The organism is Hydrogenophaga sp. 2FB (assembly GCF_005503365.1).
Classification (GTDB): domain Bacteria; phylum Pseudomonadota; class Gammaproteobacteria; order Burkholderiales; family Burkholderiaceae_C; genus Hydrogenophaga.
The window spans coordinates 15,453-37,808 of record NZ_SCML01000004.1; the positions used below are offsets into that span (position 1 = coordinate 15,453).

Annotated in this window: 23 protein-coding genes; 9 read left to right on the forward strand and 14 right to left on the reverse strand. The window is 60.0% G+C overall.

Features of this window, described 5'->3' with window-relative positions; all coding sequences use genetic code 11:
• Positions 1-37 precede the first annotated feature (37 nt).
• The 4 genes from nadC to FFS09_RS03335 are packed head-to-tail and all read right to left on the reverse strand — an operon-like array spanning position 38 to position 3,145.
• Positions 38-946: a carboxylating nicotinate-nucleotide diphosphorylase gene (gene nadC / locus FFS09_RS03320; protein WP_137917448.1), complete on the reverse strand. Its 909-nt coding sequence runs from the start codon at positions 944-946 to the stop codon at positions 38-40.
• Positions 918-1,412 (reverse strand): bacteriohemerythrin, encoded by a 495-nt coding sequence (locus tag FFS09_RS03325; protein ID WP_137917449.1) that lies wholly within the window; start codon positions 1,410-1,412, stop codon positions 918-920. The genes nadC and FFS09_RS03325 overlap by 29 nt, the downstream gene beginning before the upstream one ends.
• Positions 1,409-2,140, reverse strand: a complete 732-nt coding sequence (locus FFS09_RS03330) for a sulfite exporter TauE/SafE family protein (protein ID WP_137917450.1) — start codon at positions 2,138-2,140, stop codon at positions 1,409-1,411. The genes FFS09_RS03325 and FFS09_RS03330 overlap by 4 nt, the downstream gene beginning before the upstream one ends.
• A gap of 33 nt (positions 2,141-2,173) precedes the next feature.
• Positions 2,174-3,145 carry a Bug family tripartite tricarboxylate transporter substrate binding protein gene (locus FFS09_RS03335; RefSeq protein ID WP_137917451.1) on the reverse strand — a complete coding sequence of 324 codons (972 nt, stop codon included), beginning with the start codon at positions 3,143-3,145 and terminating at the stop codon, positions 2,174-2,176.
• A 217-nt stretch (positions 3,146-3,362) separates the two neighbouring features.
• Between FFS09_RS03335 and FFS09_RS03340 the strand changes: the two genes are divergently transcribed.
• The 3 genes from FFS09_RS03340 to FFS09_RS03350 are packed head-to-tail and all read left to right on the forward strand — an operon-like array spanning position 3,363 to position 6,059.
• Entirely contained in the window at positions 3,363-4,331 is a 969-nt protein-coding gene (locus FFS09_RS03340) for a PDR/VanB family oxidoreductase (RefSeq protein WP_137917452.1), read from the forward strand.
• Positions 4,328-5,554, forward strand: coding sequence for a Gfo/Idh/MocA family protein (locus FFS09_RS03345; protein WP_137917453.1), 1,227 nt, complete (start codon positions 4,328-4,330; stop codon positions 5,552-5,554). The genes FFS09_RS03340 and FFS09_RS03345 overlap by 4 nt, the downstream gene beginning before the upstream one ends.
• On the forward strand, positions 5,547-6,059 hold the full coding sequence (locus FFS09_RS03350) for a MarR family winged helix-turn-helix transcriptional regulator (RefSeq protein ID WP_137917454.1): 513 nt from the start codon (positions 5,547-5,549) through the stop codon (positions 6,057-6,059). The genes FFS09_RS03345 and FFS09_RS03350 overlap by 8 nt, the downstream gene beginning before the upstream one ends.
• On the opposite strand, the gene FFS09_RS03355 is transcribed toward FFS09_RS03350, so the two are convergent.
• Both FFS09_RS03355 and FFS09_RS03360 read right to left on the reverse strand, forming a co-directional pair.
• Positions 6,052-7,041 (reverse strand): PhnD/SsuA/transferrin family substrate-binding protein, encoded by a 990-nt coding sequence (locus FFS09_RS03355; protein ID WP_137917455.1) that lies wholly within the window; start codon positions 7,039-7,041, stop codon positions 6,052-6,054. The two genes, FFS09_RS03350 and FFS09_RS03355, sit on opposite strands and share 8 nt — an antisense overlap.
• Before the next feature lie 8 nt (positions 7,042-7,049).
• Positions 7,050-8,369 carry a Rieske 2Fe-2S domain-containing protein gene (locus FFS09_RS03360; protein ID WP_137917456.1) on the reverse strand — a complete coding sequence of 440 codons (1,320 nt, stop codon included), beginning with the start codon at positions 8,367-8,369 and terminating at the stop codon, positions 7,050-7,052.
• A gap of 123 nt (positions 8,370-8,492) precedes the next feature.
• Here FFS09_RS03360 and FFS09_RS03365 point away from each other — a divergent pair, with 123 nt between their 5' ends.
• Positions 8,493-8,843 carry a DUF2798 domain-containing protein gene (locus FFS09_RS03365; protein WP_252374211.1) on the forward strand — a complete coding sequence of 117 codons (351 nt, stop codon included), beginning with the start codon at positions 8,493-8,495 and terminating at the stop codon, positions 8,841-8,843.
• Positions 8,844-8,855: 12 nt separating this feature from the next.
• Here the strand turns inward: FFS09_RS03365 and FFS09_RS03370 are convergent, their stop codons facing one another.
• The 7 genes from FFS09_RS03370 to FFS09_RS03405 form a co-directional block, all read right to left on the reverse strand.
• Positions 8,856-10,016, reverse strand: coding sequence for an aldehyde dehydrogenase family protein (locus FFS09_RS03370; protein WP_252374212.1), 1,161 nt, complete (start codon positions 10,014-10,016; stop codon positions 8,856-8,858).
• Between the two features lie 465 nt (positions 10,017-10,481).
• Positions 10,482-10,997 (reverse strand): IS110 family RNA-guided transposase, encoded by a 516-nt coding sequence (locus FFS09_RS03375; RefSeq protein WP_252374224.1) that lies wholly within the window; start codon positions 10,995-10,997, stop codon positions 10,482-10,484.
• Between the two features lie 216 nt (positions 10,998-11,213).
• A complete protein-coding gene (locus tag FFS09_RS03385; protein WP_137917458.1) occupies positions 11,214-12,230 on the reverse strand; it encodes a 2Fe-2S iron-sulfur cluster-binding protein in 1,017 nt (338 codons plus the stop codon).
• The gene (locus FFS09_RS03390; RefSeq protein ID WP_252374213.1) at positions 12,227-13,198 is read right to left on the reverse strand and encodes a PdxA family dehydrogenase; all 972 of its coding nucleotides are present in this window, start codon (positions 13,196-13,198) and stop codon (positions 12,227-12,229) included. The genes FFS09_RS03385 and FFS09_RS03390 overlap by 4 nt, the downstream gene beginning before the upstream one ends.
• Positions 13,195-13,659 (reverse strand): aromatic-ring-hydroxylating dioxygenase subunit beta, encoded by a 465-nt coding sequence (locus FFS09_RS03395; protein WP_137917459.1) that lies wholly within the window; start codon positions 13,657-13,659, stop codon positions 13,195-13,197. Before FFS09_RS03395 ends, FFS09_RS03390 begins: the two co-directional genes overlap by 4 nt.
• 2 nt (positions 13,660-13,661) lie before the next feature.
• Positions 13,662-14,894 (reverse strand): aromatic ring-hydroxylating dioxygenase subunit alpha, encoded by a 1,233-nt coding sequence (locus FFS09_RS03400; RefSeq protein WP_137917460.1) that lies wholly within the window; start codon positions 14,892-14,894, stop codon positions 13,662-13,664.
• Between the two features lie 11 nt (positions 14,895-14,905).
• Positions 14,906-15,877 (reverse strand): Bug family tripartite tricarboxylate transporter substrate binding protein, encoded by a 972-nt coding sequence (locus FFS09_RS03405; RefSeq protein WP_137917461.1) that lies wholly within the window; start codon positions 15,875-15,877, stop codon positions 14,906-14,908.
• Positions 15,878-15,953: 76 nt separating this feature from the next.
• Here FFS09_RS03405 and FFS09_RS03410 point away from each other — a divergent pair, with 76 nt between their 5' ends.
• Complete coding sequence (locus FFS09_RS03410; protein ID WP_137917462.1) at positions 15,954-16,754, forward strand: IclR family transcriptional regulator domain-containing protein; 801 nt, start codon at positions 15,954-15,956, stop codon at positions 16,752-16,754.
• Between the two features lie 307 nt (positions 16,755-17,061).
• Here FFS09_RS03410 and FFS09_RS03415 read toward each other — a convergent pair whose 3' ends face one another.
• Complete coding sequence (locus FFS09_RS03415) at positions 17,062-17,859, reverse strand: IclR family transcriptional regulator (RefSeq protein ID WP_137917463.1); 798 nt, start codon at positions 17,857-17,859, stop codon at positions 17,062-17,064.
• Positions 17,860-18,003: 144 nt separating this feature from the next.
• On the opposite strand from FFS09_RS03415, the gene FFS09_RS03420 reads away from it, so the two are divergent.
• From FFS09_RS03420 to FFS09_RS03435, 4 genes are read left to right on the forward strand one after another with little or no spacing between them, the layout of a single operon-like run.
• A complete protein-coding gene (locus tag FFS09_RS03420; RefSeq protein WP_137917464.1) occupies positions 18,004-19,278 on the forward strand; it encodes an aromatic ring-hydroxylating dioxygenase subunit alpha in 1,275 nt (424 codons plus the stop codon).
• A 37-nt stretch (positions 19,279-19,315) separates the two neighbouring features.
• The gene (locus FFS09_RS03425) at positions 19,316-20,296 is read left to right on the forward strand and encodes a Bug family tripartite tricarboxylate transporter substrate binding protein (RefSeq protein WP_137917465.1); all 981 of its coding nucleotides are present in this window, start codon (positions 19,316-19,318) and stop codon (positions 20,294-20,296) included.
• Positions 20,297-21,082 (forward strand): SDR family NAD(P)-dependent oxidoreductase, encoded by a 786-nt coding sequence (locus tag FFS09_RS03430; protein WP_137917466.1) that lies wholly within the window; start codon positions 20,297-20,299, stop codon positions 21,080-21,082.
• Between the two features lie 45 nt (positions 21,083-21,127).
• On the forward strand, positions 21,128-22,090 hold the full coding sequence (locus FFS09_RS03435) for a PDR/VanB family oxidoreductase (protein ID WP_137917467.1): 963 nt from the start codon (positions 21,128-21,130) through the stop codon (positions 22,088-22,090).
• Positions 22,091-22,356: the final 266 nt, after the last annotated feature.

Genomic DNA, 22,356 nt, shown 5'->3' on the forward strand with positions numbered 1-22,356 from the left:
ACGTCCATGTAAGACCTTCCCTAACCCATCTGCAAGGCTAAACGCGTTGCGTCTCAACAGGTTTGTCAGCGAACCGCATGGAAAAGTCGACGGCCGTGATGTCCTTGATCAGACTTCCCACGGATATCCGGTCCACGCACGTCTCGGCGCATGCGCGGATCGTTTCGAGGTTCACACCGCCGGACACTTCAAGGCTGCAGCGTCCCGCGGCGAGTTCAACAGCCTGCCGAGTCTGATCGAGAGACATGTTGTCCAGCAACACCATTTTCACGCCCGCATCCAGTGCCTCTTGGAGTTGCGTCAAGGTTTCGACTTCGACCTGAATGAACGAGACCGCGACGGACAGCTTGCGCGCCGCATGGAAAGCGGCCGTCAGTCCACCACAGGCGGCGATGTGGTTTTCCTTGATGAGGATGGCATCGTAGAGTCCCATTCGATGATTGGATCCACCACCACAACGCACCGCATACTTCTGCGCCATTCGCAAGCCTGGAATAGTTTTGCGCGTATCCAGGACGACTGCCCTTGTCCCCTCAATCGCCTTCACATAACGAGCAGTCTTTGTCGCGACCGCACTGAGCGTCTGAAGAAAGTTGAGGCAGACTCGCTCTGCGGTCAGCAGCTCGCGGGCGAGTCCTGATATTTCCACGATCGTTTGCCCCGGGTCGCAATGCTGCCCGTCTTCGTTGAACCATCGAGCGACGGCCGTCGGGGCCACTTGACGGAGTACTTCATCGACCCATGGGCGCCCGCAAATGACGGCCCGCTCTCTGCAGATGATCGTGGCCGTGGCCATCTGTTGAGCAGGTACAAGGGCCGCAGTCACATCGCCGGTGCCCACATCCTCGCTTAACGCGCGTTCGACATCGATTCGGACTTCAAGGGGAAAATTGATTGCGGCAATTGACACGGTTTTCTCACTTTTTGACAGGAATGACGGTTTCATCGAATGAGAGGTTTCGTCGTAACACCACCGGTTTGCCACCCAGACGTGTTTTGCTCATCCAGTGAGAAAGGGCGGCGTCTAGGTAGTCGGCATGGCCCGGAAACCACTGAATCAGCTCATCGCCGAAGCGGCGCACGATGGCCACGTCGCCGTTCGCGCAGAGCGCTTTCACCTGTTCAAGCGTGGCAAGCACGGCGCCATGCTCGTCCATGTGGCATTGACGTGCGGGAAAATCCGTCTCCTCCATCCAGCGATCCTCCGTTCCGAAGTGATCGCGAAGGTGACATTCCAAGCGAGCCAGAGCACCATCGAGTTCATCGTCAGTCGCCTGCATGAGTGCTGAAACAACTTCCACGAACTCCCTATGCGTGTCGTCCAGGGGACCGTAGCCCAACAAAAAGGCATCGGTCCACACCAGTGTGCGAGCGACGCCCGCTTGGGGGGAAATCAGAGCATTGGTCGTCATAGGAGCAGCAGCACAGCGAGCATGACTAGAAGCAAAAGGAGTATTTTGCGGAACAGAACCTCATTCAGGCGCTTTCGAAGCGCCCTTCCCATCAGCAAGCCCACACCCATGGGAACGAGCGCCAGACAGGAGAGCCAGACATCACCCATGCCGATTCGGCCGAAGTAGAGCATCGCAGCGTACAACGGAATGGCGCCACTCAGATAGATGACGCTGATACTGCCGATAAAGGCGTCTCTCTCCAGTTTCAACGCCATCAGATACGAAATCACCAGCGGTCCCGTCAGCGAGGAAATGCCTCCCAGCACTCCGGACGCGGCCCCGACAGCCACGCTTGCCACTGCTTCGCGCCGAGGGCCGATTTCGAAATTGGGTGTGAATGCCATCAGCGCCACAGCCACGAGCAAGGACAAGGCCACCATGAATTCCAGCTGAGAAGGCGACCAGGAAAGCGTCATTTTCACCACCAGCACGGTCATGACGAATTGGGACAGAATCATCCCTGCGAAGCGGCGAACGTTGCGCCGAAGTCCAGCGCCCTCCCGTGACTGAATCAGATTCGACAGCAACACAGGCATCACCATCAAGCCTATGGCCTGAGGAATGGGCAGCCATAAGGACAACAGCGGAACCGTCACCAGCGGCAGACCGACACCGAGCGCACCCTTGACGGTGCCTCCCAAGACAAATGCAGGAATGATCAGCAGCCAGACGGCGTCCGCAGCCATCGATTCTGAGTACCGCTTTCTAAAGAATGAGGCTCATTCCGATTTCAAGTTTGCTGCTTTACCCGCCTTTGCCATCAGATCGTTCTCACGCGCGATCACGCGGCCATACTCGGCCGGGCCAGCGCCAACGGGTTCGATGACGGCTCCTTCAAAGGTCCTTATAACTTCCGGCATCCTGACGACTTCTGCAATTTCTTTGCTGATGCGGTCGATAGCGTCACGAGGTGTACCCGGCGCTGCCAGTACGCCGACCACCACCGAGAAGTCGAAACCGGGTACCGTTTCCGCGATGGCAGGCACATCTGGTGCCTGCGGAGACCGAGCCGGCGCGTTGCTTGCCAGCAAGCGCACCTGATTGCTCTTGATAAAGCCGAGGACTGATGGGAGCGCTGCAATGGAGAAATCCACCTGACCACCCACCAATGCGGGCGTGGACTGGCCGGAACCCCGATATGGCACGTGTCGGACATCGAGATTCAGAGCGACCTTCAGCGCTTCCATCGTCAAATGGTGCGTACTGCCGATTCCGGATGAGCCATAGGTGAACTCGTCGGGCTTGCTCTTCACAAGGCTCACAAATTCTTTAAACGTGCTGACTCCCGTTTTAGGGTGGGCCACCACGAATAGTGGCGAGCGGGCAATCAGCGAAACGGGAAAGATGTCTTTGCCGACTTGGTAGGTCGCTGCCTTGTTGATCAAGGGGGTGATGGACAGCATCGAACCATCCGAGACGATGAATGCGTGGCCATCGCCAGGCGTGCTTTGCAACAGCGTCTGGTATGCCACCACGCCGTTGCCACCGGGTCGATTGTCGACCACCACGGATTGCCCCAGTCGTTCACCCAGGTTCTTCGCAACCACCCTTGCAACCGTGTCTGGGAGACCTCCGGGCGCATACGGAACGATGAACTTCACGGGCTTGGATGGATAGGCCTGCTGGGCCAGGGATGCCAAGGGCGTGAAGCAAATGGCGAGCGTTGCAGTGGCAATGGTTCTGCGTAGCATGTGTCGTCTCCTGTGGTGTCTTGTGTTGCGAACCGGCCGGATGGAAGATCAGATTCATGACGCCGGCAGAACCACCATGAATCAACCCGCAAGCTCTTGGACAGTTAGTCACTTGCAATTTACTTAGAGCTCTAAGATAATGTATTTTTGCAAACTGTTTGACGGTTGTCAACACTGAAAACCCTCCTCTGTGCTTGGGGGTTACCAAGGAGTCCGTATGACGTCTGATCCTTCCTTCATGAACCTTGTCGTGGTCAGCGCCGAGCCCGCCGCCCGCGACATCCAGCGCTTTGAGCTTTCACATCCCGATGGAGATGACCTCCCTCCTTTTACTGCTGGCGCTCACATCCGCATCAAGACGCCGAATGGAGTCACGCGGCAGTACTCCCTGAGCAACGACCCGGAGGAGCGGAACCGATACGTCATTGCCGTCAAGCGCGAAGCCGATGGCAGGGGTGGCTCGATGAGCCTTGTGGACACTGTCCGAGCAGGACAACAGGTGGAAGTGGGCGTCCCCGAGAACCTCTTCGAATTGGATTCGAAAGCTCGCAGCTTTGTGCTCATTGCTGGAGGCATTGGTATCACGCCCATGATGGCGATGGCACGCCATCTTTCAGCGCAAGGAGATCGACCGTTCAAGCTCTACTATCTGACGAGAGACTCGGAGGGAACGGCGTTTCTCCAAGAGCTGAAAAGCGCCGATTTCTCTTCAAACGTGGTGATCCATCACGATCATGGTGATCCCTCTGACGCGTTCGATCTTTGGCCAGTTCTCGAGAAACCAGGCACCGTGACTGGGCGCCACGTGTATTGCTGCGGACCCAAGCCACTGATGGATGCCATCAAGGATATGACGGGGCATTGGCCGAGCAGCACCGTGCATTTTGAGAGCTTTGGCGGCGACACGAAGCCGCACGCAGATGATCAATCTTTTGAAGTCGAGCTCAAGAAGGATGGCCGCCGATTCGTCATTCCCGTCGGGAAATCAATTCTGGACACCTTGCGAGCTGAAGGCGTGCATATCCCCAGTTCTTGCGAAAGCGGCACCTGCGGCTCATGCAAAACGAGGCTGCTTGGGGGTGAAGCCGACCACCGGGATCTTGTGCTGTTGGACGAGGAAAAGGAAGACAACATCATGGTGTGCGTATCAAGAGCCAAGTCGTCCATCCTGGTCCTGGACATATGAGCGATCTTGCTTCCAACGTGGGTAATCCAATTCGCCTTGGGGTACTGGGGCTTGGCCGGGCGTTCACCTTGATGCTGCCCACCTTTCTCAAGGACCCTCGGATCACGCTGGTGGCGGCGTTCGACCCAAGAGATGCGGCAGGGAAACAGTTTGAGAAGACATTCAGCGGTGTCGCACATGCGTCGCCGGATGCGCTCTGCGCAGACCCCAACGTCGAATGGATCTACATCGCGACGCCTCATCAGATGCACGCCGAGCATGTGGCGCTGGCGGCCAAGCACGGAAAGAGCGCAATCGTGGAAAAGCCGATGGCCATCACGATTGATGACTGCACAAGGATGATTGAGGCTTGCGAGCGCGCCGGTACGCGCCTGATCATTGGACACAGTCACAGCTTCAATGCGCCGGTGCTCCTGGCCCGCCGATTGATCGACTCAGGAAACTTCGGTGCAGTGCGATTCGTTCACGCAATGCAGTACACCGACTTCCTGTATCGGCCGCGGCGAGCGGAGGAGCTGAACACGTCACAAGGTGGTGGTGTCGTTTTCAGCCAAGCTGCGCATCAGATCGACATCGTCCGCCTGCTGGCCGGCGGCATGACTGCTTCTGTGAGAGCCACCACCGGCAAATGGGATGCCAGCAGGCCAACCGAAGGTGCGTTCACGGCCATGCTGAATTTTGAAGGTGGCGCTTTTGCCAGCGTGACCTACAACGGGTATGGCTTCTATGACACAGACATCCTTATGGACGGGATCGGCGAGCTGGGTCGCCGGAAGGACCCCAACGCGCACCACAACACGCGGATGCGCCTTTCGGAAGTCGTGGATGAAGCGCACGAAGCAGCGATGAAAGCCGAACGCAACTTCGGTGGTCGACTTTTCGTTCCGCCGGACGCTGCGGCGCCAGAGGCGGCACAGCATTTTGGCCCCACGTTGGTCAGTTGCGAAGGCGGTGATCTGCGTCTGACCCCACAAGGCGTTGAGGTGTTTGACAAGACAGGCCGTCGCTTCATCGCTGCCGATATTTCCGCGGTTCCGCGCGGTGAAGTGATCGATGAGCTATGGGACGTAGCCCGAGATGGGAAAGAACCGTTGCACAATGGCCATTGGTCGCGAGCCACTCTCGAGGTGTGCCTGGCCATTCTGGAATCCAGTCGACGATCCGTGGATATCATGCCGAAGCTGCAAGTAGGCTATATTCCACCCCCTCCTGACCATGCCTGACACCGAACACACCCGACATCTCCTGCGCCACTGGCGCGAAGCGGTCCCTCAGGATCGCTTGGCACATCTGATCAGGGACGTCGCCAGAGCGCAGATGCGGGCTCTCCAGGTGAAGCTTGCCGTCCATGGGGTTTCATTCGGGCACTGGACGTTCCTGCGCATCCTCTGGATTCAGGACGGGCTGACACAGCGCGAACTCAGTGATCTTGCGGGAGTCATGGAACCCACCACTTTCAGTGCCGTCAAGGCTATGGAAGCCATGGGACTGATCGAGCGGCGCCAGCTCGCTGGCAACAGAAAGAACATGCATGTCTTTCTATTGCCAGCAGGGCGCTCCCTGGAGAAATTGCTGGTGCCATTGGCCGAAGAGGTCAACCAAACCAGCGTGCGCGGTATTTCGGAAAGATCGGTGGCGCTTATTCGGAAAAGCTTGCTATCGATGATCGAGAACCTGGCCGCAGAGGAAGAGGCTGCCCTCGGCAAGCCCGGTTCCTCTGTCAAATAGCGTAAGTCTCGTACGTGGCCGGGTGGAAAATCTCGTCAGCCGACAGAGGGCGAGAGGAAAGGCCCTGCGAGTGGTGGTGCCGCAGAAACGCGTCGATGGTTGGACGGTTGCGTGCCACCCCATATGACCAGTAGTCCTCTCCCATTGTTTCACGCGCTGCCTTCAGTTGTTCTTCGACGAATGGCAACGTGACCTTCGTGGCCGACGTATCCGACAGGGCTTCAAGGGCCGCCACCTTGGCTTGCACGAAAGCCTTGAACACCGCCCCTGGCAACCACGGATGCTGCTCTGCCAAAGTCTTCCTCACACCGACCACGTGCATGATCGGGAAGATGCCAGTGCGTTTGAAATAGTCCTTGGCCTCCGAGGTTGGATCGTCGAACAGCCAACCTACGTTGGGATTGGCCAAGGCCTTGATGCTTGGAGGGCGCGGCGCCATGAAACCATCGATTTCACCGCGATCGAGCAGTTCCGAAATGGTCACGCCATCCGGCGCACTCTCCAGTTTCACTCCTTTGGGAAGGCTCAGCGCAATCTTCTCCGGACGGCCGGCAGTTTCGATGCCACCACGGACCCAGGTCACATCTTCAGGCGCGACACCGTAGTCATCCTGCAGAAGCGCCCGTGCCCACACATTCGCGCTCAACTGGTATTCGGGTAAACCGATTCGCTTTCCCTTGAGATCCTCTGGGCGCCGGATCCTGTCCTTGCGGACATAAAGCGAGGTGTGGCGAAACGCCCTTGAGAGGAAAACCGGGATAGCGACATACGGGCAATCGCCTTTTGCCGTCTTCACGGCATAGCTGGAGAACGACAACTCGGAGATGTCGAACTCCTGACTCCTCATGGCACGAAAGAACATTTCCTCAGGATAGAGGTTCATGAAGACAGGATCGACCCCATCAATTTGCACGCGCCCGTCCAACAAGGCTCTGGTGCGGTCGTAGTCGCCCATGGCGACCGATAGTTGAAGTTTGCTCATGCGCTGGCTCAGGTGTTGACGGAGTAGGAAGGCTCAAGATCAGGACGTTCGATGCCGTCCGCCCAAACATAGGTTGTCTCGTATTCGCGCCAGTCAATGGTCTTTGGCACCACCGCCTGGAAGGCGCATACATTCTTGGGGATAGCGTTGCCATTGGTGCCGATCGCAGGCTCGCCCGCTTGAAACGCGCGGACAGCATCCAGCATTTGTTTTCGGAATTCCACGACCGCCATGTCGCTCGCTCCCAGCCGGTCATTCGTGCGATCTGCGATGGGCCCCATCGTGACCCACATCGCGACGTCCTGGTTGGGGAATCCCTTGATGCCCGTGAAGTTGCCGGCTTTCATGGCCTGACGGTCTTGCCAGAATCGGTTTTCTTCATTTCGCAACGGGCGATAGGATTCGTCCAGATCGACCCCCACCGTCTGGCCAAGGAATTTGCGCCAGGTCTCCGTCTCAGGCGTCTGAGTGGAATGCCCCCAAGCGAGAAAATAGAAAGCCGTATTGGTGTCGTCCATCGGGACGTTCACATTCGCCACGTTGTAGAGGTTGTTGGGCGGAATCAAGGCGGAGGCTGGTGCCACGAAAACCGTCGACCGCACATACTCATGCGTGGCCGCGTTCTGGATGGGCCTGCGAATGGCCGCGTAGCGGAAGCCATATCGCGCTCTTTGCACCTGCATCCTTGGGGCCTTGTCGGTCGACGGCCGCAGCCAGGCCTTGTCGGTCGCCTTGGCACCGACAACTCGAGCAGGAACCATGTCGGACGAATGCAGGCTCGAACTGTGAGCCGAGTCGATCGCACCTTCGAGAATTTGCGCCCAGTTGCAGGGCAGCAGAACCTTGGCAATCGACACTCGAGTGTCCTCTGTCGGCGCCCATGGCGGCGGCACAAACTCAGGAACGTTCTCGGCCGCCCCAAACCAGGCCCACACAAAGCCGCCCCACTCTTTGACGGGATAAGCCTTGTGCTTGACTTTTTCGGCAAAGCCACTGGCCGCAGGCTCAGACACCATCTCAAGGACGTTGCCGGTGACATCCATCTTCCAGCCGTGGTACAGGCAACGAAGGCCGCCCTCTTCATTTCGCCCATACACCAAGGAGACTCGTCGATGAGGACATTTTTCGTCCAGCACCCCGACACTTCCGTCGGTATCTCTGAACACCACAAGGTCTTCTCCATAGACGCGGGCTTTAACCGGCGCACCGTCCGGCTCCGATACCTCCTCGATCAAACACACTGGCGTCCAATGGCGACGCATGAGCTGCCCCATGGGCGCCTCGCCTACAACACGGCAGAGCAATTCGTTCTCTTCAGGAGTGATCATGGTGAGACCTCTAAGTGGTTGACTGTCATGGTGCTCATGACATGGCTATGGTTAGTCATCTAAGTATATTGCACTGCATGGCAGTGTGCAAGTGTGAATCTGCAGGCCTGAGCGCGATGAAGATTGCCCACATTGCTGTATCTTTCCTGTTCATTTTTTGACGCGCCTTACCCAGTGAAACTACCGCACAAATTCTCCAGCATCGCCTTCGCTGCGTATATGGCGGGGATCATCGCCTTCGTGATGAGCGCCGTCCTTACAGCCCTGGGCTCCGGCCTCGGAGACGGGTACATTTGGCGCGTCCTGCGCTCTTACGCCGTGGCATTTCCCGTAGCGTTCATCTGCGTGGTGATCTTCAGACCGCTGATCGTGTACCTCGTCAAGAAGACGGTCCATGGCCCGACCATGGCCGGCCCCTCAAGCACCGCCGCCCCTTCACCAAAGGGCGCTGCGGGCCGAGGTCCCACCTCCTGAGTGGTCGAGTGATCAGAAACGAGGCACGCCTCGCAAGGAGACATTGACGTTCTTCGTCTGCGTGAATTCGTGAAGCTCCTGAAGGCATTCCTCGCGGCCGATCCCGGAACTCTTATAGCCACCGAAAGGCGCGCCTGGAATGTGAATGGACGAATCGTTGACCCAGATGTAGCCTGCCTGGATTCCTCTGGCTGCGCGATGTGCCGTCACCAGATCGCGTGTCCAGAGGGATGCAGTCAGGCCAAACTCGACGCCATTGACGATCGCCATCATGTCGGCCTCACGACTCCATTTCATCACCGAGAGGACCGGGCCGAATATCTCTTCGCGAGCCACGGTGTGATGCGGTTGAACGTCCCGAAGCACCGTAGGCTCGATGAAAAATCCGCGCTCGAGACCTCTGGGACGACCACCTCCAAGCAACACTCTGGCACCTTCGGATTTTCCCATTGCGATGTAGGAGAGGCTTTTCTCGTATTGCCCCTTGTCAACGAGTGCTCCCATGGTCGTCTGCATGTGCGTTGCTATCCCGGGTTTGTGGCGCTTCGTCAACTGCGCAGACAACGCTTCCAGAAACCGCTCGTACAGGCTTTCATGAATGAGCAGTCTGCTTGTGGAACCGCAGGACTGGCCGCACCAGGTGAAGTTCATCCCCCGCACGGCGCCATCGACCGCGTCTTCCAGGTCGGCATCGGGATAAATCACCATGGCGCTCTTGCCACCGAGTTCCAGCAGACAGTGCTTCATGGTGTCGGCGGAGGAGCGCAAAACGGCCTTGCCTGCTTGCACGCTTCCGATCAAGCCCACGGCGTCAACGTCCGGATGCTGAGCGATGGCGGCCCCTACCTCTCGGCAGCCCACCACGCAGTTCAATACGCCGGGTGGAACCACACCGTCAAGAAGCTCCATCAGCCGCAAGGTGGACAGGGGGGCTTGTTCAGGGAGTTTCAGGAGGACCGTGTTGCCGGCCGCCAGCAAAAGAAAAATGGGCCCGAAGGCCCATGGCTCAAACGAGCCCGCGTTCGGCCATCGACTGCACCGCGCTGCCCGCGACGGATCGGCCACGCCCGAGGGGTGGTTGTGCACCAGCAGCAGCGCATCGCGGACCACTTCGCGCGGATACACCGAGGACTGGCTCACCTTGCCGCGGAACATCTCCACGTAGTCGAGCACACACATGTCTGCGATGGCACTCCGGGCGACCAAACGTCGAAAGCTTCAGTTCCTTGTGCGGCAGCCGGTAGCTATGAATGAATCGTCCCGGGGCGATTCAGAACTGCGACCTCTGGAAGTTCTCAGTCGTGGCGACGTTGAAGTAGCTGCTGAGTTTCGGATTCGAGAGGCAGACGGAGTGAACCGCCTACATGGTCCGCCCGAGGAGAACAAGTTTTCCGCGTCGTGATCGTCTGAAAGGTTTGCTGCCTTACATTCGGGCTGTTTTTGCAGTCGGTGCTGCTGCCCATGATGGCTGTTCGCGGTTGGAGCTCCTACCTCCGGGCTGTACTCAAGGTACTGGCGGTTCATCGGAATGTCTCCAACCCGGTTTGACCTTCATCCCATCACTTCGCTTCTTGCAGGTTCTCCTTCAAAGCGGTTCTGATCAGTCGCTTGCCGGCTTGATGCTCAAGCGTTCGTTGATCAGGTGCTTGCTTGTTCAAGCGGATGCCATTTGACCTGGTCAAAGGCGGCGCCTTTGGCCAGGACTGTCCACGCTGTGCGCGCAATCTTGTTGGCCAACGCGACGACCGCCACGTTGTAGTGGCGCCTATCCAGCAGCCGTGTGATCCAACCCGATCTCTCCGCCCTGGCAATCACGGCTCTGGCCCCCGCGATCAACAGGGTCCGCAAGTAGGTGTCGCCACGCTTGGAGATGCCCAGTTGCTGGGTCTTGCCCCCGGTGCCCACCTGCCGTGGTGTAAAGCCAACCCACGATGCAAATTGGCGCGCAGACTTGAACGTCGAGAAGTTGCCCACGGCTGCTACCAGAGCGGAGGCCGTTAAGTCTCCGATGCCGGGGATCTGCTGGATCGCCTGCATCTGTCGATCCTCCTGAATCATGGCGCGCAGCCGTTGGCCAATGTGGTCAATGTCAGCAACCAAGGCATCAATGCGTTTGAGTTGCTCCTGCACGCTGACAACCAGATCAGTAGGCAGTTTAGCCAACCTGCGATTTGTTCTGGCGACCAGAGCATGCGCAACTTGTCTGCAACGATTCGAGCCAAGGCACGGTACTCAATCAGCTTACAGGCGGGGGTTAGTGTGTTGCATCGACCGGTTGAATCCGCCGTTCTGAAACAGACATTGAGCTGTTGTACGTTGCCGGTAAAGCTTCCATTGGGGGGAGCCTCGATTGTCGAGGTCGTTGACGCGCTATGCCGGAGTTGACGAAGGCCCGGATACGAACACATCGGCGTGGAAGTCCTCGGAGGTCAATCCCTTGGCGGTCGCCGCGGAGCGAACTGCCGACACCATGGGCGGTGAGCCACAGCAGTACACGACGTGACCGGCCAGGTCGGCACAGGTGGTGTGCAGGGCCTGGTCCACACGGCCTGCGAAGGCCTCGCCCGCAGCATCTGCCGACATGCCGCTCAAGGCGGCGACGAAGCGGAACCCGGGCCACTGTTTCTGCCAGCGTTCGACCGCGGCGCGCAGGTAAAGGCCACCCGCCTCGCGAGCGCCCCAGATGAGGGTGATGTCGCGCTGCACGCGCCTCTTCAGCATGTCGTCCAGGATGGACTTGACCGGCGCGAACCCGGTGCCACCGGCCACGAAAACGATGGGGCGCATGTCGTCCGCGGCGAGCGCCACGTTGCCGAACGGCATCTCGATCGTTAGCAGGTCACCCGGCACGAGTTGCGCCACGCGCGCGCTGAACTGCCCACCCGGCACATGGCGAATGTGCAGCGTAGCGCCATCGCTTTCGTGGGGCGGGTTCGCCATGGAATAACACCGCGCACTGCCATCCTCCAGCAGGATCTGCAGGTACTGGCCGGCCTGGAACTTCGCGCGCTGCCCAGCTGGCAGGCGCAGCTTGAGCACGGACACGTCGGGCGCGGCCAGCTGGTTGCTGTGTACCTTGGCGGTGAAGGTCTTGCGCGCGTTCGGGTCCAGCCGTTTCCACGACACGGGCCGCAGAACCACGTCGCTCTTGGGTTCACACATGCAATACAGCACCTGATCCGGACCGCAGATGTCGTTGCGGATGGCCGCGCCGTTGATGCCCTGGACCTCGCCCGACACGATGCCGCCCACACAACTGCCGCACACGCCCTTGCGGCACGAGTAGGGCAGGTCAATGCCGGCGTGCAAGGCCGCGTCCAGCAGGCTCCGGCCGGGCGCAGCTTCGAAAGCGACCTCGGTCGCTTCAATGGCAATGGAGGGGCTCATGCGACTGCTTGGGGTTGTGTGGCGCCCGACAACAGGGCGATCGTGCGCAGCAGCGCGGTCGGGTCGGCAATGCCTTGGCCCGCGATGTCCATGGCGCAGCCGTGGCCCACGCTGGACAACAGTGCGTCCCCGCCGATGCTCAAGGCGCTCGCCGCATTCGGCGCCAGCAGCTTGATCGGAATGTGGCCTTGATCGTGCAACATAGCCACGTACAAGTCGTGCCCACGCTGAGACAGCACCATGTCGGCGCCATGCGGCCCATCGACCCGGTAACCCTCGGCGCGCAGGGTCGCCATGGCGGGCACCACGATCTGCTGGTCTTCGGGGCCGAACAGCGTGCCTTCAGAGGCGTGCGGGTTGATGCCGAACACGCCGATGCTCGGATCGTTCACGCCCAGCAGGGCGCAGGCGCGCGCACCGGCCCGCACGGCCTGCTGCACGAGTGTGGGGGTGAGCCGGTCCAGCGCGGTGCGCACGCTCTCGTGCAGGGTCACGTGCACGATGCGCAGCCCGCCACCCACCAACAGCAGGAATACCTCGTCCTGCGGCATGCCGCAGACGCGCGCCACCAGCGACGGGTAACCGCTGAAGGCAATACCGGCCTGGTGAATGGCGGTCTCGTGGTGCGGGCAGGCGATCACCACGTCGAAGTCGTCCGCGCGAACGGCCTGCAGCGCTGCGGTGGCGGAGGCAACGGTGGACGCGCCGGCCGCGGCATCGATGCGGCCGGGTACCGCGGCGCTGTCGGACAGCGTGCCCGCCTCCACATGACGGAGTTGCGGCCAGAGCGTGGACAAACCGCAGATGGATGCCGCCCGCTGCAGCACTGCGCCGGGGCCGAACACCGTGATGCGGTCGCGCTGGGCCGGGGCGAGCGCGGCGAGGGCCTTGAGCGCGATCTCGGGGCCGATGCCGTTGGGATCGCCCGCCGCCAGAGCGATGCGGCGCAAAGGTGGCGTGGCGCTCACAGCGGCAAGGCCATCAGCGTGTCGGTCACCGTGCTGTCGCAGATGGCGACGCGCTCGGCCAGCAGCAGCTCGCCAGCTTCGCACTCGAAACAGTCGCGGTATTCGCCGGTGGCAAACACCTCGCTCTGCCCGGAGGCCATGATGCGCACCACGATGAAGGGCGTGCGCGCCTGCGCGGTGGTGTCGTCGGCCGAATCCACCAAGGGCATGCCCAGCAGATGGCGATAGCGCTGGCGCTCGTAGATGTTCGCCTCGCGCAGCGCGGCGATGCGGTCTTCCAGCATGGCACGCGAGTCGGCATAGACGATGCCTGCGGCCAGACCCTCCTGTTCGTTCTCGACGTGGGTAATGCGGTAGTGACAGTCTTCGGTGAAGAAGGCGGGCCAGGCCTCCAGCGCATCGCTGTCGATGGTGTGAGCGTAGCGGGCGTTGAAAGCGGCGATGGTCAGAAGATCGATCATGCTCAGGCCCCCATGTGGTGACGGTAGGCTTTCCAGAAACCACGTACCGAGGTTTCGGTGGCGCGGCCTTCGCTGGAGCCGGACTCGTCTCCGCCCATTTCCACCACGGCTTCCTTGTCACTCGCGCCGGCAATGCCGCGCTGCACGAAACCGCCCACCGCGCCGTCCTCCATCGAGATGAAGCCGGCCGGCCCCACCAGGTTGGACTGCTTCAGGCGCACCTTGCGCTGCTCGGGCGTGTCGTCGGCGTAGCCGAAGTAGGTCCAGTTCAGCTCGGTGCGGACCACACCTTTGGGCAGCACCTGGCGCACCGCCAGGCAGTTCTGGATCTGCTGCAACACGAAGCCCGGGAACACGGAAAGGATCTGCAGCGTGACGCCGTCGTCGTACTCCTTGAAGCCGGCCAGCAGTGTCTGGTCCTTCAGGCGGTAGCGGTCGTTGTCCGAACGCAGGTCCTGGTCCTTGTAGGAAGAGTCCTTCTCGGCCGCGGTGTCGATCATCGAAAAGCTCACGTGGTGGCCGCCCGATTCGTCGACGATGACGCCGCCTTTCTGCGACAACCGGTTCAACTCGAAGGTGGTGAAGAACATGTGCAGCAGGCTGGCGTGGTAGCTGTCCTTGACGTTCTCGACATAGAGCTTCCAGTTGTTGGGCAGGGCCTGCGTGAAGCGGCCGATGACCTGCACCGGCTTGTGCATCACGCGTTCGATGCGCTGGCAGATCTCGTCGCCCAGGTACTCCTCGATGTCGGGCACGTCTTCGGAGAAGCTGCCGAATACCAGGCCGCTGTACACGGCGATGCGCAACTTGCGCGGGCCGTGTTCTTCCTTGCAGAAATCGGGCGGCATGCCGCCCTGGCCCTTGACACCCTTCTCGAACGCCACGCCGGTCAGGTCGCCCTGGCGGTTATAGCTCCAAGCGTGGTAAACGCACTGGAAGTTCTCAGCTTTGCCGGACTTCTCCAGCGCGATCAGCGCGCCACGGTGAGCGCAGCGGTTTTCGAACGCGTAGATCTCACCGTCGCCGTCGCGCACCACCACCACCGGCGTGGTGCCGGCAAACGTGGTGCGGTAGCTGCCCGCCTCAAGCAACTCGGCGTCCAGGCACAGGAAGTTCCAGGTGTTGCCACGGAAGATCTTTTCCTGTTCCTGCTCGGGCACCTGTTTGTCGGTGTACAGCGAATAGGGAATGCGTGTGAGCGCGTCGCTGCGCCAGTGAATGGTCTGTTCCTGCATGTTGGTTTCTCTTACTCCAGCGTCACGTTGGCGCTTTTGATGACCTTGTTCCACTTGTCTGACTCGGCCTGGATGAAGCGGCCGGACTGTTCGGTGGACCAGCCGCGCGGCTCTGCACCCTGTTCGGCGAACCTGGCCTTGACGTCGGGCATCGCCATCGCGTTACTCAGAAGTTTCTGCATGGCGGTGGCCGTGGCCGGTGGTGTGCCGGGAGGCGCCACCACGGAGAAAAAGGTCACAGCGTTCATGCCAGCCACTTTGGATTCTTCGAAGGTGGGCACCTGAGGCAACACGGTTGAACGTACCGCGTCCGCCACCGCCAGGATGCGCAGCTTGCCCGCCGCGAGGAACTGCGCGGACGAGCTCAGGTTGTCGAAGAACACGTCGACCTGCCCGCCGACCAGATCAACCAGCGCGGGCGCTGTGCCACGGTAGGGGATGTGGGTCATTTGGGTGCCGGTCAGCTGCATGAACAGGGTGGCTGTCAGGTGCGAAGTGGAGCCGTTGCCCTGCGAGGCATAGGTCACCTTGCCCGGATTGGCCTTGGCGTAGGCAATGAACTCCGCCACGTTCTGCGCGGGCACCTTGGTGCTGACCGCCAGCACGTTGGGCACGGTGGCCAGCACCGTGACGGGCACCCACTTCGTCGGGTCGAATGCGAGCTTCTTGTACAGGTGGTGGTTGATGGCAATGGGTCCGGGTGGCGAGACCAGGAACGTGGTGCCATCGGGCGCCGAGCGGAACACCGATTCGGCACCGATGTTGCCGCCTGCGCCGGTTCGGTTTTCAACAACCACGCCCGCAGGGAAGTGCGTGCGCAATTTCTCGGCCAGGATGCGCGGCAGCACGTCCGCCGTGCCGCCTGCGGGGAAGGGCACGATCAGCCTCAGGGGTTGGTTGCTCGTCTGCGCCAAGGCACTGCCGATCAGGCAAGACGCCAGCGCAAAGGCTGCGCCGAGGCGGCGCGGGAAGGAATGAAACATGGGTTGTCTCCGCAGTTGTTTTATGGGGAGGCCAGTGTTACCGCTGAGGCGTTCCCAAACAAGGTAGATTTGCGCCATGCGCAAGAATGAACCCAAACAGTTGACGGACGTGAATGCGGCCGACCGCTATTTCGTGACCTCTTTGGAGAAGGGCCTGGACGTGCTCACCTGCTTTGGCCGCCAACACAACCGCCTGACGCTATCGGAGGTTGCACGCCTGACCGGCATGTCACCCGCGTCTGCGCGGCGCTCCCTGCTCACGCTGCATCAGCTGGGCTACCTGGACAGCGATAGCAAGCGCTTCTGGGTGCAGCCGCGTGCGTTGCTGGTGGCGCATGCCTACCTGTCTTCGCGACCGATGCCCTCGCTGGCACAACCGCTGCTGGATGCCTTGTCGGAGCGCACGCGCGAATCGGCGTCGTTGGGGCAGTTGCTGGATGACGACGCGATCATCGTGGCGCGGTCCACGGCGCGCCGCAGCCTGAGCACGGGCCTGGGCATCGGCTCACGCCTGCCGGCCTACTGTTCGGCGCTGGGACGTGTGTTGCTGGCCGGGATGTCCGCGCAGGACGCACTGGCTCGCGTGCGTGGCATGAGGCGCGTGGCGCTGACGCCGCAGACGATCCACAGCGTGGCGCAAGTCGTCGAACTGGTGGATCGCTGCCGGGAAGACGGCTTCTCCACCAACGATGGCGAGTTGGAAATCGGGGTGCGGTCGATGGCGGTACCGGTGCGCGACCGGACGGGACAGGTGGTCGCTGCGATCAGCATTGCGGTGCGGGTGGAGCGCATGGGCATGGGAGAATTTCGCGACGCCTTCCTGCCCATGCTGAACCGGGCGCGCGAGACGCTGGAGGCGCGCCTCTTTCCTGCGTGAGCTTGCTTTACGGCTCTTCAAATAGGGGCGAACGCAGACGGAAACTGATTTTCGGGTGGTGCCGGTGTGCGTGTTGGAGCGCGGCCAGTCTGTCGCCACCCGGGTAACCAACGCGAACCGCGGAATGGCGGGTTTGTGAGGCACAGCGGTCGAACGGAAAGCTGGCCCTGGAATGCCCGGTGACGAACCCCGCCATCTTTCGGGACGTCGGGCTCGAATGACTCAGACCAGACTGAACCTACCTTTCAGAGCGAAAGCTTTTCAACCTGGTTGGCTTTTTTGGATGCGGTGAATTGATATTGGAAGTTCAAGTTTTGGCGACGTTCTTGGATACAAGCCGCTGACCCAGAGCTTTTGAAAGGGCTGTCGCTTCGACTTTCAACATGTCTGCAAAGGTCTGAACGCGATGACGATCGACGCGAACGCCTGGTCCAAACACAGCCAGTGAGCCTGCCACCTTGCTATCTCCCATAAAGAACGGCACGGCAACGGCGACGGCCCCTTTGATCAGTTCATCGCGACTGATCTCATACCCTTGTTCGCGAATCTTCTTCAAGCGATCGAGGTATTCCGCAACGTCGGTCGGCCTCGCTTTGTCGCGACCGATGTAGGTCTCCGGTGAGGAGACGTGAGCAAGGATCACCCGGCCGCTTGCACCCAACGTGACGTCCTCGCGGTACCCCACGCCGCGTTTGAAGCTCAAGGGCTGTCCACTCGCGAGTTCGGCAACACAAATTCGACTGTTGCCCTGATGGACCAGAAGAGAGACGGTCTCTCCTGTCTGATCCCAGAGTCTGCGCATCATCGGCTGGGCAATCGTTGCGATGTCCAGACTGGCGCTCCAAACATGAGCCAAATGAGCCACTGACGGGCCGAGTTCGAACCTCTGCGGATCTCCAGATGACACGATGAATCCGCTGTGCTCCAGCGTGTGCAGGAGTCGGTAGAGCGTGGGGCGGCTGAGACCCACGCGTTTGGTCAGTTCCCCGGCAGTGAGTCGATGGTCGTCTGCGGTAAAGGCCATCAAGATCTGCAGTGCCCTGTCCACTGCTCGGACACCTTCGCCCGGTTTTTCTGGTGGTTCCACTTCCGTTCGCCCGTTCATTGCTGTTGGGGGATGTTACGCGTCCAACTGTCCGCCTGTCGGACTGATTTCTCAACTCTTGACGCAGGTCAATGATGTCCATACCATGGACTTTGTGTCCACTAGATGGACATAAGCAAGCATCAAGAGACTTTGGAGATTCATGTGAACAAAGAAATGTCGGAAACGCTTACCCGGGTCGGACCTGAGACCCGCATGGGCAATCTGTTGCGGCGGTACTGGGTCCCGGCGCTGATGTCGAGCGAAATCGCGGAGCCGGATGGCCCCCAGGTGCGGGTACAGCTGTTGGGTGAAAAGTTGCTGGCTTTTAGGAACACGGATGGACAGGCCAGCCTGATCAGTGAGTTCTGCTCACATCGCGGGGTGTCGCTCTTCTTCGGACGCAATGAGGAAAATGGCATTCGCTGCGCGTACCACGGTCTCAAGTTCAACAGCGCAGGCCAATGTGTCGATGTTCCCTCTGCCCCGCAAGCTTGTGCGCGCATGCATATCAAGGGGTATCCCTGCATCGAGCGCGGCGGAATCGTGTGGACCTATATGGGTCCCGCCGATCAGCAGCCAGAACTGCCGGAACTGGAGTGGTGCACTCTTCCAGCCGAACACGTCTATGTGTCGAAACGGCTGCAATACTCGAGCTATCTGCAGGCCATGGAGGGTGGGATCGATACCGCCCACGTCTCATACGTTCACCGCTACGAGGTTGACTCGGACCCGATGCACAAGGGGGTCAAGGCGCTCGACTACATCAAAGCCGATGGCAATGTGGTGTTCGAGATCGAGAAGACACCCTTTGGCTTGAGCCTGTTTGGCCGACGCAATGGAGAACCTGACTCCTACTATTGGCGCGTCACCCAATGGTTGTTCCCTTGGTTCACGCTGATTGCACCATTTGGTGACCACGCCTTGGGCGGTCACATCTGGGTGCCGATCGACGATCACAGCTGCTGGGCCTGGAGCATCAACTGGCAACCCAACCGACCATTGAGCGAGGAAGAGCTGGATGCAATGAAGGCCGGCATGGGTATCCACGTCGAGTACGAGGCCCCCGGCAGTTTCGTCCCTGCGGCCAATCGGGAGAACGGGTACCAGATGGACCGTGTGGCCCAAAAAGAGCACCGAGCCTACAGCGGAGTTTTTGGCTTCTCTGCACAGGACTACTCGCTGCAAGAAAGCATGGGCTCTATCCAGAACCACGAAGCTGAGCGACTACTGCCCACTGACAAGGCCATCGTGATGGCGCGTCGCATGTTGCACGAAGCCGCCTTGGGACTGGAGGAAGGCCTCATGCCGCCAGCGCTGGATTCAAGTCAACAACGTGTGCGTCCGGCAGGTGTGTTGCTGCCCAAAGAACAGAGCCCAGTTGAGTGGGCCAGGGAGCACCTCGCCGACAGCACAGAGAAGCCTGTCTTCAGCCTCTGAAATCGTTCGCTTTTCCACCCACAAAGAAGGAGACAAGATGAATGCATCCAGGTCACTCATCGCCAGCGCCGTGCTCATGGCATTTGCGGCGTCCCCCGCATGGTCACAAGCTACAGCCGATTGGCGTCCTACCAAGACGGTCCGAATCGTGGTGCCCATCGTCGGCAGCACGAACGACGTGTTGGCCCGCCTTCTGGCGCCCAAGCTTCAGGAAGCGTTCGGGCAACCCTTTGTGGTCGAGAACAAAGGCGGAGCGGGCGGGAACATCGGTGCGCTGGACGTGGTGAAGTCCGCGCCGGATGGGCATACCCTCCTGGTTGGGTACAACGGCCCGTTGGCGATCAACGTGACCCTGTTCGACAACATGCCCTACGACCCCGTGAAGGACCTCGCGCCCATCACCCTTGCAGTGAAGTCACCCCAATACCTTGTGGTGAATCCCGCCACAGGGATCACCAGTATTCAGGACTTCATTGCCAAAGCCAAAGCCAACCCGACCAAGTATTCCTATGGATCGGTGTCACTGGGTAGCGCATCGCACCTGACGATGGAGATGATGAAGTCGGAGGCGGGCTTCCGGATGACTCACATCCCTTACCGTGGTGCAGGACCCGCCGTGGCTGACCTCCTGGCTGGGAATGTTCAAGCAGGCTTCTTTGTACCGGGCAACGTACAAGGGTTCGTCAAGGAAGGGAAGTTGAAGCTGCTGGCCACCTCGGGCACCAAGCGCTTCGACAGTACCCCGGACATTCCCACGCTCAGTGAATCGGGACTGAAAGACTTCGAGGCAACATCCTGGATCGGCTTTCTTGCCCCGGCAGGCACGCCCCCCAACATCATTGCTCGCTACAACCAGGAAATGGTCAGGATCATCAACTCGCCGGAGATCAAGGCACGGCTGAAGGACATGGAATTTGAGATCGTCGCCAGCTCGCCGCAAGAGTTCGGCAACTGGATTTCCACGGAGATCGTGCGCTGGGGCAAGGTCATCAAGGACACCGGCGCCAAGGTGAACTGAGTGACCAGCAACAGTTACCGTTTGGCGAACAAGGTCGCGCTGATTACTGGTGCGGGCGCCGGCATCGGCGCTGCAGTGTCAACCCTCTTCGCTCGCGAAGGCGCTGCCATCCTGATGGTGGATGCCGATGCGCAGGCACTCGCGAGAACGAAGGCCGCCATACTGAATGCTCAGCCTGATGCGAGGGTGTTCTGCGTGCACGCTGATGTGACCGATGAGGCCGCGGCGATGGCCAGCGCCAGGCACTGTGTGGACGTGTGGGGCTCGTTGGATGTTCTTGTCAACAACGCAGCGATGCGAAACTATTCGGCAGCGGCCGATGCAACACCAGGTGAATGGCAAGCGATGGTGGGCGTCAACCTGGTGGGAATGTCCAATTACTGCAAAGCTGCCCTCCCGGCCTTGCGCGCGTCGGGTGCGGGAAGCATTGTCAATGTGTCGTCTTGTTATGCGGTCACAGGACGCCGGGGAATGGGCCTCTACGATGCAACCAAAGCTGCCCAACTCGCATACACACGCACGCTCGCCTTTGAAGAGGCGCCACATTCGGTAAGGGCGAATGCCGTCTGTCCAGGATCCACGCTGACCGATTTTCACGTGAGTCGCGCGCAGGGTGCTGGAAAGAACGTGGAACAGCTCAAGACTGAACGCAAGGACACGTCCTTGATTGGGAGGTGGGCAGACCCTATCGAAATTGCGCGGCCCATCCTCTGGCTGGCTTCCAGCGAAGCCTCCTTCATCACCGGCACAACGCTGATGGTGGACGGCGGTCTGCACATCATGTAATCCCGGCCGTCGCGCTTTTGCGCCCGGGCTGAATATCGTCCTTTCATGTCCACCTCCACTCTTTTTGCACGAGTTCACACCCTGCGCTATGAGGCACCGGAGATCATCAGTGTTGAATTGAGGCCAGCGGATGATGGCGTGCTGTTTCCGTCCCATGAACCTGGCTCACACATTGATCTCCACTTGGGAAATGGTCTCGTCCGGAACTATTCCGTGCTCAACCCGTGCTCAGAATCAGGACGCTATGTCGTGGGCGTTTTGAAGGATCGCAAAAGCCGCGGCGGTTCCAGATATGTGCATGAGAACCTTCGCGTTGGCCAGGTGCTCAAGATCTCAGAGCCACGCAACAATTTTGCGCTGGACGAAGCCGCGCTGCACTCTGTATTTTTGGCCGGGGGAATTGGCATCACCCCCATGCTCTGCATGCTGAACCGATTGCTCGAGTTGGGGCGACCTGCTGACTTGATCTATTGCTCAAGGTCGCGACAGGACGCTGCATTCCTGCAGAACTTGAAAGCAATGACCGCGCGTGGGTTGAATGTTTCGTACCACTTCGACGACGAAGAGGGCGGACCACCCGATTTGCACACGTGGCTGTCGGCCTATTCCCCAGCAGCACACTTTTATGCATGTGGGCCCGCACCCATGCTTGACGCGTTTCAAAGGGAGTGTTCGAACTTGAGCTTCAACCAGGTGCATCTCGAACGGTTTGCTGCGCCTCACGCACCGCAGGCGGCTGCGTCCGATTTCACTGTGGAGTTGCGGCGCAGTGCCAAAGTCATACAGGTCAGTGCTGGGCAGTCGATCTTAGATGCCATGTTGGAAGGCGGTCTGCGGCCCGACCACAGTTGTCGCGAAGGACTTTGTGGCGCGTGCGAGACCAAAGTATTGGACGGTCAGGTCGACCACCGGGACAGCATCCTCACCGCCGAAGAGCGCAGGGCGAACAAGTCGATGATGATCTGTGTATCGCGCTGTAGCTCTCAGCGCCTTGTCTTGGACGCGTAAGTTTTCAGTAGAGGCCCACTTGGCTTGAATGGTGATCGACCGCTTTCTCCCGGCGCGTCGTTTCGCTATAGGTCGGCAGTTCCAGGTCACCTTGCGCTCGACCGGACATTCGTGAACTGGTTGCGGCCACAGCTTGTCGAGCACCCGGTTTCGGTGGTACGGCGGTCATTCGAGCGCTGGCCGTCGAATGCCTGGTGATGAACGCCGCTGTCCTTCGGGACGTCGGCCGCGTGTGACTCAGATCAGTCTTGGGACTAAACGGTTGT

What these genes read in the sequence shown, in the direction of transcription:
- FFS09_RS03360 (WP_137917456.1), bottom strand. Translation starts at nt 8,369, where the DNA reads ATGATCACTCCTGAAGAGAACGAATTGCTCTGCCGTGTTGTAGGCGAG.
- FFS09_RS03335 (WP_137917451.1), bottom strand. Translation starts at nt 3,145, where the DNA reads ATGCTACGCAGAACCATTGCCACTGCAACGCTCGCCATTTGCTTCACG.
- FFS09_RS03400 (WP_137917460.1), bottom strand. Translation starts at nt 14,894, where the DNA reads ATGCAGGAACAGACCATTCACTGGCGCAGCGACGCGCTCACACGCATT.
- FFS09_RS03405 (WP_137917461.1), bottom strand. Translation starts at nt 15,877, where the DNA reads ATGTTTCATTCCTTCCCGCGCCGCCTCGGCGCAGCCTTTGCGCTGGCG.
- FFS09_RS03395 (WP_137917459.1), bottom strand. Translation starts at nt 13,659, where the DNA reads ATGATCGATCTTCTGACCATCGCCGCTTTCAACGCCCGCTACGCTCAC.
- FFS09_RS03350 (WP_137917454.1), top strand. Translation starts at nt 5,547, where the DNA reads ATGCCTGACACCGAACACACCCGACATCTCCTGCGCCACTGGCGCGAA.
- FFS09_RS03425 (WP_137917465.1), top strand. Translation starts at nt 19,316, where the DNA reads ATGAATGCATCCAGGTCACTCATCGCCAGCGCCGTGCTCATGGCATTT.
- FFS09_RS03355 (WP_137917455.1), bottom strand. Translation starts at nt 7,041, where the DNA reads ATGAGCAAACTTCAACTATCGGTCGCCATGGGCGACTACGACCGCACC.
- FFS09_RS03340 (WP_137917452.1), top strand. Translation starts at nt 3,363, where the DNA reads ATGACGTCTGATCCTTCCTTCATGAACCTTGTCGTGGTCAGCGCCGAG.
- FFS09_RS03415 (WP_137917463.1), bottom strand. Translation starts at nt 17,859, where the DNA reads ATGAACGGGCGAACGGAAGTGGAACCACCAGAAAAACCGGGCGAAGGT.
- FFS09_RS03435 (WP_137917467.1), top strand. Translation starts at nt 21,128, where the DNA reads ATGTCCACCTCCACTCTTTTTGCACGAGTTCACACCCTGCGCTATGAG.
- FFS09_RS03385 (WP_137917458.1), bottom strand. Translation starts at nt 12,230, where the DNA reads ATGAGCCCCTCCATTGCCATTGAAGCGACCGAGGTCGCTTTCGAAGCT.
- FFS09_RS03325 (WP_137917449.1), bottom strand. Translation starts at nt 1,412, where the DNA reads ATGACGACCAATGCTCTGATTTCCCCCCAAGCGGGCGTCGCTCGCACA.
- FFS09_RS03410 (WP_137917462.1), top strand. Translation starts at nt 15,954, where the DNA reads ATGCGCAAGAATGAACCCAAACAGTTGACGGACGTGAATGCGGCCGAC.
- FFS09_RS03330 (WP_137917450.1), bottom strand. Translation starts at nt 2,140, where the DNA reads ATGGCTGCGGACGCCGTCTGGCTGCTGATCATTCCTGCATTTGTCTTG.
- nadC (WP_137917448.1), bottom strand. Translation starts at nt 946, where the DNA reads ATGAAACCGTCATTCCTGTCAAAAAGTGAGAAAACCGTGTCAATTGCC.
- FFS09_RS03345 (WP_137917453.1), top strand. Translation starts at nt 4,328, where the DNA reads ATGAGCGATCTTGCTTCCAACGTGGGTAATCCAATTCGCCTTGGGGTA.